This window comes from uncultured Rhodoblastus sp. (assembly GCF_903903185.1).
In the GTDB taxonomy this organism is placed as follows: Bacteria; Pseudomonadota; Alphaproteobacteria; order Rhizobiales; family Beijerinckiaceae; genus Rhodoblastus.
In genome coordinates, this window is record NZ_CAIUXT010000060.1 from 1 (window position 1) to 12,565 (window position 12,565).

Below are 12,565 nucleotides of genomic sequence, written 5' to 3' on the forward strand. Positions count from 1 at the left end.
CGACCCACAAGCAATTGGCGAGCTTTTCCCAGGCGTCGCAGATTCACGTCAAGGACCGGCATATCGAGGGACAGGCGAGGCGCATCGAGCATCGCCGCTTCAACGAGACCTTTCTCGTGCACGCCTCGACCTCGCCGTTCTATCCCTTGTTCGCCTCGCTCGATGTCGGCGCGCAGATGATGAAAGGCAAGTCCGGCGAGGTTTTGTGGGACGACACCATCCGGCTTGGCATCGAGCTGCGCAAGAAAATCCGGGCGCTGGCGCGCGAATTCAAGGACAAGGCGCGCGAGCCGGAACAGGCCTGGTTCTTCGATCCCTTCGTCGCCGACGTGGTCGAGACGCCGCGCGGCAAGATCGTCTGGGAAAATGTCCCGACCGACGATCTCGCCTCGAACGCCGCCTACTGGACCTTCGAGCCCGGCGCGGCGTGGCACGGTTTTCGGCATATCGCCCCTGACTATGCGCTGACAGACCCCTGCAAGCTGACGCTGCTGACGCCGGGTTTCGACCGCGCCACCGGCGGCTATGCCGATTTTGGCGTGCCGGCGCCGGTGGTCGCGCAATATTTGCGCGAAAACCGCATTGTCGCCGAGAAGAACGACCTCAATTCGCTGTTGTTTTTGCTGACGCCGGGCGTCGAATCGAGCAAGGCCGGTTCGCTGATTTCGGCTTTGGTCGCCTTCAAGACCTATTTCGACCGCAACGCGCCGCTCGAAGAAGTGATTCCGGAATTCGTCGCGCGCCGGCCCAAAATCTATTCGGGCTTGCGGTTGCGCGACCTCTGCGCGGCCATGCACGACTTTTATCGGCAGGCCGGGACCAGCACCTTGCAACGCCAGCAGTTCCGGCCCGATCATCTGCCGCACACAGCGATGACGCCGCAGGAGGCGGTCCAGAAGCTGACGCGCAACGAAGTCCATTACCTGCCCATCGACCAGATCGAGGGCAAGATCGCGACCACCTTGTTCGTGGTCTATCCGCCGGGGATTGCGACGCTGGCGCCGGGAGAGCTGATCGACGAGCGCGCCAGACCCATGCTCGACTATCTCAAGACCTTCGAGCGCGGCGCCAATCTGTTTCCCGGCTTCGAGGCGGAAATCCAGGGCGTCTACCGCGAGATCGACGCCGACGGCTCAATCCGATTCTATACTTACGTCGCCGATCCCGAGCGGTGAGGCGGCAAAGCCCGGCGGCGGCGTACTGCTGCCCGGTCCAAGCGCGCGTTGCAGCATGACGCTGTCGTACCAGCGGCCGAATTTGAAGCCGATTCCCTCCAGACAGGCGACGCGGCGGAAGCCGCAGGCCTCGTGCAGTTTGAGCGACGGGCCATTGGCGGCGTCGACATAGGCGATCATCTGCCGATAGCCTTCGGCGGCGCAGGCCTCGATCAGCGCCGGCAATAATTTGCGCCCGACGCCGGCGCGCAAATGGTCCTGATGGACATAGATCGAGTGTTTGACGCAATAGCGATAGGCGGGGCGCTTGCGAAACGGCACGGCATAGGCGTAGCCGACGACGGTTCCGTCGAGGTCGGCGACCAGATGCGGCAGCCGGTGTTTCTGCATGTTCTTGCGGCGGCGCTTGATATCGTCGGCGTGCAGCGCCTCGAACGTCAGGCCGTTCTGGCCCCGCTGCACCGAGCGCGTATAGATGGCGAGCATGGCCGGCGCATCGGCTTCGGTGGAAGGCCGGACGATTATTTCGCCGGTTTTGCGCGGAGCGGCCGGGTCGGCGTCCTCGTTCAAAGCAATCGTCTGCATGGGTTTTACATCCCGCTTGGCCGCGCGCGCGCCGGCAGGCTGAACCCATAGCCGATTTTCGTCGCCGCCGGGAGAGGGATGGCGACCCGGAGGCCTCAATCCGGGGCGGTCGCGCCCTGACGCAACTCGACGGCGCCCCGGTCGGGCGTCTATGCTAGGTATTAAAAGCTTTCCCGCCCATCGGTTCGTCCATGTCCATTCCAACACATATCCCGCTGCCGGGCGAACCCACGCCGGCCGCCCTCGCCAATCCCGTCCTGCGTTATGTGATGGCGACCCGGCCGGCGTTCCTGTCGGTGACGGCGGTCGGGGTCCTGATCGGCTTCGCCAGCGCCCATGCCGACGGCGCGCCCTTCTCGGCGGCGGCGGCGGCGCTTACCCTGCTGTTCGCGCTCGTCGCCCATGCCGGGGCCAATGTCATCAACGACTATTATGACGACGTCTCCGGCTGCGACGCGGCCAACCGCGAGCGCCTGTTCCCGTTCACCGGCGGCAGCCGGTTCATCCAGAACGGGGTGCTGACGCCGCAGGAGGTGAAACGGTTCGGTTACGCCCTGATCCTCGCCGTGATCCCGCCCGGATTTTGGCTTGCGGCCCATAGCGCGCCGGGACTCCTTGCGATCGGCGCGGCGGGACTGGGCGCGGCCTGGGCCTATTCCGCGCCGCCGTTCAAGCTACAGGCGCGCGGTCTCGGCGAATTCGGCATCGTCGCCGCCTGGACGCTGGTCGTCGTCGGCGCCGACTTCGTCGAGCGCGGCCACTTCGCCTTCCTGCCCGTCGCCGCCGGCCTGGGCTTCGCCCTGCTCGTCGCCAATGTTCTCTATATCAACCAGTTTCCGGATCTGCGCGCCGACGCTCAATGCGGCAAGCGGACCCTTGTCGTGCGGCTGGGGGCGGCGAAGGCCCGCTGGGGCTACGCGGCCATCGGGACGCTCGCCTATGTCTGGCCGCTCGCCATGATTTTGGCCGGGCGGCTGCCGGCGGCGACGCTGGTCTCGCTGCTCGCCGCGCCGGCGACGCTGAAGGCGACGCGCGTCCTGTGGGGGTCAGCCGACCAGCCAAGGGCGCTCGCTCCGGCGCTGGCGATGACCATTGTCGCGGCTAACCTCCACGGCGTCCTGATGGCGGCGGCGCTGGCGATTTTCGGGACTATGCGCTAGTCCGGCGACACGCCATCGGCGGCCAGAACCTCGCCGGCGAGATAGAGCGAGCCGGCGATCAGGATGCGCGGCGGCTCGGGCCAGTCTTTTGCCGCGAGATCGCGCAAGGCCGACTCGACGCTTGGACAGGCGCGCGCCGAAAAACCCAGCGAGCGGGCGAGGAGGGCGATGTCTTCGGGCTTGCGGCCGACCTGTTCGCCGCCGACCGGCACGGTCAGGACTTTTCCCGCCAACCCGCTGAAATGGCGCAGGAAGGCCTGCGAATCCTTGGTCTGCAAGGACCCGTAAATCAGCGCCAGCGGCCGCGGCGCCCTCTCCTCGAAATCGGCCATGGCCTCGGCGAGGACGCGTCCGCCGGCCTCGTTATGGCCGCCGTCGAGCCAGAGTTCGGCGCCCGCAGGCGCCAGCGCGGCCAAGCGTCCACGGCTCAGGTTTTGCAGCCGCCCCGGCCACGCCGCGCGGAAAACGCCGGTCTCGAACGCCGCCAAAGGCAGATCGGGAAAGACCTTGCGCACCGCCGCGATCGCCGCGCCGGCGTTGATCAGCTGATGGCGGCCCGGCAGGCGCGGCAGAGGCAGGTCGAGCAGGCCCTGCGCGTCCTCGTAAACCATGCGGCCGCGCTCGGCGCGGCACAGGAAATCCTGGCCCTGAATCGACAAGGGCGCGCGCAGGCGGTCAGCCTCGCGCTCCAGCACGGCCAGCGCCGCCTCGCCCTGCGCGGCGAGAATGACGGGAACGCCGCGCTTGATGACGCCGGCCTTTTCAAAAGCGATTTTCTCCACCGTGTCGCCCAGAAACTCAACGTGGTCCATCGACACCGGCGTGACGATGACGCTGACGGGATCGTCGACGACATTGGTGGCGTCGAATCTCCCGCCCATGCCGACTTCGAGCAGCAACACATCGGCGGGATGATCGGCGAAAAGCTTCAGCGCCGTCGCGGTCGTCGCCTCGAAAAAGGTGATCGGCGCGCCGCCATTCGCGCGCTCGGTCTCGTCGAGCGCGGCGGACAGGACGTCATCGGCGACCAACCTGCCGCCGCCGGGCGCGGCGAGCCGGATGCGTTCGCGAAAATGCACCAGATGCGGCGAGGTATAGACATGGACGCCCAATCCCGCCGCTTCGAGAATCGCCCGCAGGAAGGAGATGGTCGAACCCTTGCCATTGGTGCCGGCGACATGGATCACCGGCGGCAGGCGATTCTGCGGCGCGCCGAGCGCGGTCAACAGCCGCTGGATTCGCCCCAGCGACAGATCGATCTTCTTGGGATGAAGATCGAGCAATCGCGCGAGAATCGCGTCATGCGGCCGCGTGACCATCATGGTTCTGTCACGCCGCCGCCAGCGCCGGCGCCTTGGTCAGCAGCCGGCAGATGCGACCGAGCGTTTCGCGCATCTGCGGGCGGGGAACGACAATATCGATCATGCCGTGCTCGCGCAGATATTCCGCGCGCTGGAACCCTTCCGGCAGGCGTTCGCGGATGGTCTGTTCGATCACCCGCGCGCCGGCGAAGCCGATCACCGCGCCGGGTTCGGCGATATGAATATCTCCGAGCATGGCGTAGGAGGCAGTGACGCCGCCGGTGGTCGGATTGGTGAGGACGACGATATAGGGCAGTTTCGCCGCCTTGAGCAGCTGAATCGCCACGGTCGTGCGCGGCATCTGCATCAGCGAGAACATGCCTTCCTGCATGCGCGCGCCGCCCGACGCGGTGAAGATGATGAAGGGCGTCTTGTGATCGATGGCGCGGAAAATGCCGGCGACGATGGCCTCGCCCGCCGCCATGCCGAGCGAGCCGCCGAGAAAGTCGAAATCCTGCACCGCGACCGTGACCTCGATCCCTTGCAGCGCCCCCGCCGCCAGCCGGATCGAATCGGCGGCCCCGGTTCGGGCGCGATAATCCTTCAGGCGGTCGCTATAGCGTTTGACGTCGCGGAATTTGAGCGGATCGGCGGGAACTTCCGGAGTCGGCAGGCTCTCGTAGGCGCCGTCGTCGAACAGCGCATCGAGCCGCGCCAGCGCCGGAATCCGCATGTGATAGCCGGAATTCGGCACGACGTAGAGATTGGCCTCCAGATCCTTGTGGAACACCAACTCGCCGCTGTCGGGGCATTTGACCCAGAGGTTTTCCGGGGTTTCGCGCTTCAGAAAGGAGCGGATTTTCGGCGGGACGACATTGGAAATCCAGTTCATGCGCTCACCTTTTCACCCGTCGCGCTGTTTTTGGCCGCGCCGGCGACGCCCGAGGCCAGTTCGCGCACCAGCGCGCTGACCGCCTTGACCGCCGCTTCGCCGCCGCGCCCCTCGCCGTCGAGCGTTCCGGCGAGCGCGTCGATCAGCGCCGAGCCAACGACGACGCCATCGGCATGTGCGGCGATGATCGCCGCCGCGCTCGCGTCCTTGACGCCGAAGCCGACGGCCACCGGCAAGGGCGTATGCGCCTTGATCCGCGCCACGGCTTCCGCGACGCGCGAATAATCCGGACGGCCCGCGCCGGTGATCCCGGCGATCGAGACATAATAGACAAAGCCGGAGGTATTCGCGAGCACCGCCGGCAGCCGCGCCTCGTCGGTCGTCGGCGTCGCCAGACGGATGAAGCTGAGCCCCGCCCGCAGCGCCGGCAGGCAGAGTTCGGCATCCTCTTCGGGCGGCAGATCGACGACGATCAGGCCATCCGCGCCTGCGGCCTTGGCGTCGACGAGGAATTTTTCGACGCCATAGACATAGATCGGGTTGTAATAGCCCATCAGCACGATCGGCGTATGCGCGTCGCTCTCGCGGAATTGCGCGACCAGATGCAGCACGCCATGCAGCGTCATCCCGGCGCGCAAGGCCCGCAAGCCGGCGGCCTGAATCGCCGGGCCGTCGGCCATCGGATCGGTGAAGGGCATCCCGATCTCGATCAGGTCGGCCCCGGCTTGGGGCAGCGCCTTCAGCAGGGCCCGCGAGGTCGCCGGGTCCGGATCGCCGGCCATCACGAAAGTGACCAGCGCGGCGCGCCTCTTGTCGCGCAATTGCGCGAAGCGTCGGTCGATCCGGCTCATTCCATGCCTCCGAGCGACCCGGCGACGGTGGCGAGATCCTTGTCGCCGCGCCCGGACAGGCCGAGCACCATCAGATGGTCCTTCGGCTTGGTCGGCGCAATGTCGATGATCCGCGCCAGCGCATGCGCCGGCTCCAGCGCCGGGATGATGCCCTCCAATTGCGCGCAGAGATGGAAGGCGGCGAGCGCCTCCTCGTCGGTGGCCGACAGATAGGTGACGCGGCCGGTTTCCTTGAGCCAGGCGTGTTCCGGACCGATGCCGGGATAATCAAGGCCCGCCGAAATCGAATGGCCTTCGAGAATCTGGCCCTCGGGGTCCATCAGCAGATAGGTGCGATTGCCATGCAGCACGCCCGGACGCCCGCCCGCCAGCGAGGCGGCATGGCCGTTTTCGACGTTCAAGCCGTGGCCGGCGGCCTCGACGCCATAAAGTTCGACGGAGCGGTCGTCGAGGAAAGGATGAAACAGGCCGATGGCGTTGGAGCCGCCGCCGATACAGGCGAAAGCCGAGTCCGGCAGGCGGCCTTCGGCGGCAAACATCTGCGCGCGCGTTTCCTCGCCGATGACGCACTGGAAATCGCGCACCATGGCCGGATAGGGATGGGGACCCGCCGCCGTGCCGATACAATAGAACGTGTCCTCGACATTGGTGACCCAGTCGCGCAGCGCCTCGTTCATTGCATCCTTGAGGGTGCGCGCGCCCGACTGCACCGGAACCACCTTGGCGCCAAGCATGTTCATGCGGAAGACGTTGGGTTTCTGCCGCTCGACATCGACCGCGCCCATGTAGACGATGCATTCGAGGCCAAAGCGCGCGCAGGCGGTGGCGGTGGCGACGCCATGCTGTCCGGCGCCCGTCTCGGCGATGATGCGCTTCTTGCCCATGCGCCGCGCCAGCAGGATCTGGCCGAGCACATTGTTGATCTTGTGCGCGCCGGTGTGATTGAGCTCTTCGCGCTTGAAATAGATTTTGGCGCCGCCGAGATGTTGCGTCATCCGCTCGGCGAAATAGAGCGGGCTCGGGCGCCCGACATAATGGGTCAGGAGATTTTGCAATTCGGCGTGATAGGCCGGATCGGCGCGGGCTTCCTCATAGGCTTTTTCGAGCGACAGGATCAGCGGCATCAGGGTTTCGGCGACGAAACGCCCGCCGAATATGCCGAAATGGCCATGGGCGTCGGGTCCCTGGCGCAGGGAATTCGGCTGGAGAATTGGCGTCTGAAGGGTCATGTTTCCGCTCTTGAAGGGTCTGGCCGCTTCCACCGGCAAGGCCGGGCCGTCCATCCAGCTGGTTAAACGCGCCATCGCGTCCAAAGGACTTGCCTCGTCTTGTTAAGAAAGCGCCATTGAGCCTGCTGTCTTAAACGCTTCCGCCCGCAAGGCCAAGCGCTGCCGCCTGATCGGCCGCAGCGCGGGCCGCGGCGATGAAGGCGAGAATCTTTTCGACGCTTTTCTCGCCCGGCGCGTTTTCCACGCCCGAGGACACATCGACGCCCGGCGCGCCGGTCAGCCGGAGAGCGTCGCCGACATTGCCCGCGTCGAGCCCGCCCGACAGCAGCCAGTTTTTCCGTGCGAGCCGGGCGGAGAAATCGCGGATCAGGGTCCAGTCGAAGGTCAGGCCGTTGCCGCCCGGCAAGGCCGCGTCCTTGGGCGGTTTGGCGTCGAACAGCAGGCGGTCGGCGACGCCTTCATAGGCGGCGGCGCGGAAAAGATCGGCCTTTTCCGCGACGCCGATGGCCTTGAGGATCGGCAGGCGGAGACGGCGCAGCGCGGCGACCCGCTCCGGCGGTTCGTCGCCATGCAGTTGCAACCAGTCCGGCGCCAGCGCCTCGATAATGGCGGCGATTTGCGCGTCGTCGGCGTCGACGACCAGAGCGACCTTTTGCGCTCGCCCGCCGACGAGGGCGGATAATCCCTGCGCCAGCGTCAGATCGACATGGCGTGGGCTCTTTGCAAAAAACACGAATCCGACCATGTCGGCGCCGCCGGCCAATGCGGCTTCGAGCGGCTCGGGCGCGTTGAGGCCGCAGATTTTGACCAGCACGGACATTAATTTTTCAGACGGTTTTTTCAGGCGGCGTTGCGCGTGGGCACCGCCGGGGCGGCGAGCGCCGTGCCCGGCGTTTTCGCCCTGATCTGGCCGCGCAGCGATTCATTTTCCCGGCGCAGAGCCTCGATCCGGGCCTTGGCCTCGCCCGCCGCCTTGCGGAAACGGCTCTGGCCAAGCCAGGTCGCGATCCCGCCGAGCAGCACCCCGAGCATGGTCGAGCCCATCAGCACGATGAACAGCGGGACGGAAACCTGCGGCAAGGCCGCCGCGTCGGCGCTGTTGAACGGATCGAAGGAGATGACGACATTCTGCCGGTTGGCCATGTCGAAGGACAGGAAAATCAAGACGATGGGCGCAAGCAGGAGATATTTGAGAAAACTGCGCATGTTCGATCCCGTGAATCCAAATGATCCGATGGACGCCAGCAGAATCGAAGCGACGCCCCCTCGCACACGATTTTACCCGCCAATCGCCTGTCCGGAAAGACATAAAACCTGCGGCAAAACGCCATGGCCGCGCCGCCGGCGCTCCCGGCCGGTCGTCCGGGCGCGAAACACGCGCCCTCACTCCTTGTCGGTGTCGTTCAGCCTCTCGCGTAATTCCTTGCCCGTCTTGAAAAAAGGCACGAATTTCTCGCCGACTTCGACGTGATCGCCGGTGCGCGGGTTGCGCCCGAGGCGCGCATCGCGCTTCTTGACCGAAAAAGCGCCGAATCCGCGCAATTCGACCCGGTCGCCGCGCGACAGCGCGTCGGTCACTTCATCCAGGATCGCGTTGACGATATTCTCGACATCGCGAAGATAAAGATGGGGATTGCGATCGGCAATACGTTGGACCAGTTCGGATTTAATCACCGGCGTTTTCCTAATTACGTAAGTTCAGTTTATCGGCTTCCTGTGCGGCCCGCTAATTATGGGCTTCAGCCTGCCAAATCGCCAAAAGCCCGTCAAGCGCAGATGCGCTCCTGACCCTCTCACTGCGGAAAACCACATCCGCGACGCCCGGGTAGCCGAGGGCGGCGGCGGCCTCGCCGGCGAGGCTGAACAGGCCCAGATTATTCACCGGGCCCGGTTTTTCCCATTTCCTGACCGGCAGGTCCTTCGGGATTCCGCGCGTCTCTTCCAGCCAGGCGACGGCCTCGCGTTCGCCGCCGAAGGCGTCCACCAGCTTGAGCGGCAGACCCTGCCGGGCGGTGAAGACGCGGCCATCGGAGACCACGGCGAGTTCGGCGTCGCTCATCTGCCGGCGCTCCTTCACCACACCCTTGAACCAGCTGTAAGAATCGACGACGAGCGAATCGATGGCGGCGCGCGCGGCTTCCGAAGTCGGCTCGAAACCGTTGGGCGAGGCCTTTAGCGGCGAGGATTTGATCGTCTCGACCTTGACCCCGACGTTGTCGAGCAGTTTCGTCACATTGGGGAACTGGAACAACACGCCGATCGAGCCGACCAGCGAATTGGCGTCGGCGAAAATGCGGTCCGCGCCCATGGCGACAATATAGCCGCCGGAGGCCGCCATCGAATCGACGACGGCGACCACCGGCTTTTTCTCGGAGGCCCGCCGCAAGGCGTCGAAAATATGTTCCGAGCCGGTGACCGTGCCGCCGGGGCTCGATATTTCGACAATCAGGGCGCTGGCCTTCGACTTGGCGGCGTCGTCGATCAGTTTCAGCGTATCGCGGTCGCCGGCGATCAGGCCCTTGATCTCGATCCGCGCGATATGCGGCGTCAGATGCGACGACTCGCCGCCGAAGCGCCCCGCCAGCGCGATCAGCGCGACGACGCCCACGCCCAGCGCCGCGAGACGCCAGAAGGTGAGTTTGCGGCGCAATTGCCGCCGGTCGAGAATGGTTTCAACAGGCGTGTTTGGCGTCATTCCCAAAATCTCCCGAATTCGTCATGAATTTAGGCGCTTACGCTCCAAAGCTCAATGATCCCGAGAAATTCTTTTGTCGGGCGAGAAATTTTCGGCGCGACGACGGCGGTCGGCCGCCAGCAACGCAAGTCCGGCGGCGACCGACTGGAACGGATTGTCGAAATGCAATTTGCCGGCGCCGAACCTTTGTTCGAAAATCTTGCGCAGGGCCGGGGTATGGGAGGTTCCCCCGGTCATGAACACGGCGTCGATCTTGTCGGGCCCGATTTTCGCGCGCAAAAGAGTCTCGTCCATGGCGCCCTCGATGCGGGCGAGATCGGGCGCGATCCAGCTTTCGAAATCGCTTCGCGTCACCATCGCGTCGATCGCCACGCCGCCGCGACAAAACCGCAAGCGGGCCGCCGGCGCGCTCGACAAGGCCTCCTTGACCGCGCCGACCGTCTGGTACAGCTCGAAACCCAGATCCATTTCGATCAATTCGGCAAGCGCCTCGAGTTCGTCTCCCCGGTCGCTGCACTCGGCGAAACGGCGCAGATCGCTCAGCGTCTTCGCCGATTTGAGCCAGGAAATCTGATGCCACTGGGCGAAGGCGGCATGAAAAAATGCCGGCAAGGGCAGGATTTTCTCCAGCGAGCGATAGTCCGCGCCCTTGCCGAGGCGCGGCGAAATCACATGATCGATCAACCGGTAGTCGAATTGATCGCCGGCGACGCCGCAGCCGCCATGCGCCAGGGCTTCGGCGTCGAGCCCCTGCGGCGAGGGCGAAAAGCGCAACAAGGCGAAATCGCTGGTGCCGCCGCCGAAATCGGCGACGAGCACGGTTTCGTCCGCTTGCAGGTCGCGCGCATGCCAATAGGCGGCGCCGAGCGGCTCGAAGGCGAAATCCGCCCGCGCCAGTCCCGCCGCACGATAGGCGTCGGACAGGCGGCGCAGGGCCAGTTCCTCGTCGGGCCGCGCCCCGGCGAACACCACCGGACGCCCCGCGCATAAATGGGCTTGATGGGCGATTTCCGTACCGCCCTGCGCCTCGAACAAATGGCGCAGGAAAATCGCCGTCATGTCCTCGATCGTGACTTTCTGGCCAAACAGCCGCGCCTCGGAGAAAACCGGGCTGGCCAGATGCGACTTGAACGACTGGATGAATCTTTCGCCTTCTTCGGCCGCCACGGCGCGCTCCAGCGCCTGCGGCCCGGCGACATGTCCGAGCGCCCGCCCCTGTTTCCAGAACATCAGCGCGGTGCGAAAGGTCTGGGTCGGGCCCTGGGCCGTGGGCCAGGAGACGCTGCGCACCTGCCCGCGCGCATCGGCGAAGGCGATGACGCTGTTGGTGGTGCCGAAATCGACGCCGACGGCATAGGTCATGTTTCATCCGCGGACGAGAAAACCCCGCGCGAAGATTTTCACGCGGGGTTGGCTATTGTTGAAAAACGAGACCGAATTTACTTCGTGTCGCGGGCTTTCAGCGCGGCGCCGAGAATGTCGCCGAGCGAGGCGCCGGAATCGGCGGAGCCATATTGCGCGATGGCTTCCTTTTCCTCGGCCACTTCGAGCGCCTTGATCGACACGGCCACCTTGCGCGCCTTGCGGTCGAACAAAGTGACGCGGGCGTCGACCTTTTCGCCAACGGCGAAACGGTCGGGGCGCTGGTCGTTGCGGTCGCGCGCCAGTTCATTGCGCTTGATGAAGGCCTGAAGATCGGAGCCGACGATCTTCACTTCGAGACCGCCTTCCTTCACTTCGAGGATTTCGCAGGTGACGATGGCGCCCTTGCGGATTTCGCCCTCTTCGCCCGCCGGGGCCCCGGCCGAGACGAAGGGGTCGCCGCCAAGCTGCTTGACGCCGAGCGAAATGCGCTCCTTGTCCACATCGACGTCGAGCACGCGCGCCTTGAGGATGTCGCCCTTCTTGTGATCCTCGATGGCCTGTTCGCCGGGACGGTTCCAGTCGAGGTCGGACAGATGGACCATGCCGTCCACATCGCCGTCGAGGCCGATGAACAGACCGAATTCGGTCTTGTTCTTGACCTCGCCTTCGACGTCGGAGCCCACCGGATGCTTTTCGGCGAAGGCTTCCCACGGATTTTGCAGGGTCTGCTTGAGGCCGAGCGAAATGCGGCGCTTGACCGAATCGACTTCGAGCACCTGCACATCGACTTCCTGCGAGGTCGAGACGATCTTGCCGGGATGGACGTTCTTCTTGGTCCACGACATTTCCGACACATGGATCAGGCCTTCGATGCCCGGCTCCAGCTCGACGAAGGCGCCATAGTCGGTGATATTGGTCACGCGGCCATGGAAACGCGCCTCGATCGGGTACTTGGCCTCGATGCCCTGCCACGGGTCTTCGAGCAATTGCTTCATGCCGAGCGAGATGCGGTGGGTTTCGTGATTGATCTTGATGATCTTCACTTTCACCGTCTGGCCGATGTTGAGCACTTCGCTCGGGTGGTTGACGCGCCGCCACGCGATGTCGGTGACATGCAACAAGCCGTCGATGCCGCCGAGATCGACGAAGGCGCCGTACTGCCAGACCCGGCCCAAGATGCGCGCCCGCAACCGGGTCGAGTCGATCGTTCTCGGGGTGCTGATCCTTTTCTCCTCGATTGAGATCCTGACGACGCTCGGGATCATCCTGTCGGTGGCCTTCGAGTCCTGGCAGTTCTTCCAGAAGATCGCCC

At 65.0% G+C, this 12,565-nt stretch carries 11 protein-coding genes and 2 pseudogenes; 2 read left to right on the forward strand and 11 right to left on the reverse strand.

Going from position 1 to position 12,565, the window contains the following annotated elements:
• Positions 1-1,175: pseudogene (locus QZY01_RS04810) on the forward strand (amino acid decarboxylase); the annotation flags it as partial.
• On the opposite strand, the gene QZY01_RS04815 reads toward QZY01_RS04810, so the two are convergent.
• Positions 1,134-1,760 (reverse strand): GNAT family N-acetyltransferase, encoded by a 627-nt coding sequence (locus QZY01_RS04815; protein WP_294534049.1) that lies wholly within the window; start codon positions 1,758-1,760, stop codon positions 1,134-1,136. The pseudogene QZY01_RS04810 and the gene QZY01_RS04815 overlap by 42 nt on opposite strands.
• Positions 1,761-1,951: 191 nt before the next feature.
• On the opposite strand from QZY01_RS04815, the gene QZY01_RS04820 reads away from it, so the two are divergent.
• Positions 1,952-2,920 carry a prenyltransferase gene (locus tag QZY01_RS04820; protein WP_294534052.1) on the forward strand — a complete coding sequence of 323 codons (969 nt, stop codon included), beginning with the start codon at positions 1,952-1,954 and terminating at the stop codon, positions 2,918-2,920.
• On the opposite strand, the gene QZY01_RS04825 is transcribed toward QZY01_RS04820, so the two are convergent.
• From QZY01_RS04825 to QZY01_RS04870, 10 genes and pseudogenes are all read right to left on the reverse strand, one after another.
• A complete protein-coding gene (locus tag QZY01_RS04825) occupies positions 2,917-4,242 on the reverse strand; it encodes a folylpolyglutamate synthase/dihydrofolate synthase family protein (RefSeq protein ID WP_294534055.1) in 1,326 nt (441 codons plus the stop codon). The genes QZY01_RS04820 and QZY01_RS04825 overlap by 4 nt on opposite strands.
• Positions 4,243-4,249: 7 nt before the next feature.
• The gene (gene accD / locus QZY01_RS04830) at positions 4,250-5,113 is read right to left on the reverse strand and encodes an acetyl-CoA carboxylase, carboxyltransferase subunit beta (RefSeq protein ID WP_294534058.1); all 864 of its coding nucleotides are present in this window, start codon (positions 5,111-5,113) and stop codon (positions 4,250-4,252) included.
• Positions 5,110-5,964 (reverse strand): tryptophan synthase subunit alpha, encoded by an 855-nt coding sequence (trpA, locus tag QZY01_RS04835; RefSeq protein ID WP_294534061.1) that lies wholly within the window; start codon positions 5,962-5,964, stop codon positions 5,110-5,112. The genes accD and trpA overlap by 4 nt, the downstream gene beginning before the upstream one ends.
• A complete protein-coding gene (gene trpB, locus QZY01_RS04840; RefSeq protein WP_294534078.1) occupies positions 5,961-7,193 on the reverse strand; it encodes a tryptophan synthase subunit beta in 1,233 nt (410 codons plus the stop codon). Before trpB ends, trpA begins: the two co-directional genes overlap by 4 nt.
• 130 nt (positions 7,194-7,323) lie before the next feature.
• On the reverse strand, positions 7,324-8,013 hold the full coding sequence (locus QZY01_RS04845; protein WP_294534063.1) for a phosphoribosylanthranilate isomerase: 690 nt from the start codon (positions 8,011-8,013) through the stop codon (positions 7,324-7,326).
• Positions 8,014-8,033: 20 nt separating this feature from the next.
• Entirely contained in the window at positions 8,034-8,399 is a 366-nt protein-coding gene (locus tag QZY01_RS04850) for a LapA family protein (protein WP_294534067.1), read from the reverse strand.
• A gap of 177 nt (positions 8,400-8,576) precedes the next feature.
• Entirely contained in the window at positions 8,577-8,867 is a 291-nt protein-coding gene (locus QZY01_RS04855) for an integration host factor subunit beta (RefSeq protein ID WP_294534070.1), read from the reverse strand.
• A gap of 52 nt (positions 8,868-8,919) precedes the next feature.
• Positions 8,920-9,888: a signal peptide peptidase SppA gene (sppA, locus tag QZY01_RS04860; protein WP_294534073.1), complete on the reverse strand. Its 969-nt coding sequence runs from the start codon at positions 9,886-9,888 to the stop codon at positions 8,920-8,922.
• 51 nt (positions 9,889-9,939) lie between these two features.
• Complete coding sequence (locus QZY01_RS04865) at positions 9,940-11,250, reverse strand: Hsp70 family protein (protein WP_294534075.1); 1,311 nt, start codon at positions 11,248-11,250, stop codon at positions 9,940-9,942.
• Between the two features lie 77 nt (positions 11,251-11,327).
• Positions 11,328-12,410, reverse strand: a pseudogene (locus QZY01_RS04870) (30S ribosomal protein S1); the annotation flags it as partial.
• Between the last annotated feature and the right edge of the window lie 155 nt (positions 12,411-12,565).

What these genes read in the sequence shown, in the direction of transcription:
- trpB (WP_294534078.1), bottom strand. Translation starts at nt 7,193, where the DNA reads ATGACCCTTCAGACGCCAATTCTCCAGCCGAATTCCCTGCGCCAGGGA.
- trpA (WP_294534061.1), bottom strand. Translation starts at nt 5,964, where the DNA reads ATGAGCCGGATCGACCGACGCTTCGCGCAATTGCGCGACAAGAGGCGC.
- QZY01_RS04850 (WP_294534067.1), bottom strand. Translation starts at nt 8,399, where the DNA reads ATGCGCAGTTTTCTCAAATATCTCCTGCTTGCGCCCATCGTCTTGATT.
- sppA (WP_294534073.1), bottom strand. Translation starts at nt 9,888, where the DNA reads ATGACGCCAAACACGCCTGTTGAAACCATTCTCGACCGGCGGCAATTG.
- QZY01_RS04820 (WP_294534052.1), top strand. Translation starts at nt 1,952, where the DNA reads ATGTCCATTCCAACACATATCCCGCTGCCGGGCGAACCCACGCCGGCC.
- QZY01_RS04865 (WP_294534075.1), bottom strand. Translation starts at nt 11,250, where the DNA reads ATGACCTATGCCGTCGGCGTCGATTTCGGCACCACCAACAGCGTCATC.
- accD (WP_294534058.1), bottom strand. Translation starts at nt 5,113, where the DNA reads ATGAACTGGATTTCCAATGTCGTCCCGCCGAAAATCCGCTCCTTTCTG.
- QZY01_RS04815 (WP_294534049.1), bottom strand. Translation starts at nt 1,760, where the DNA reads ATGCAGACGATTGCTTTGAACGAGGACGCCGACCCGGCCGCTCCGCGC.
- QZY01_RS04825 (WP_294534055.1), bottom strand. Translation starts at nt 4,242, where the DNA reads ATGATGGTCACGCGGCCGCATGACGCGATTCTCGCGCGATTGCTCGAT.
- QZY01_RS04845 (WP_294534063.1), bottom strand. Translation starts at nt 8,013, where the DNA reads ATGTCCGTGCTGGTCAAAATCTGCGGCCTCAACGCGCCCGAGCCGCTC.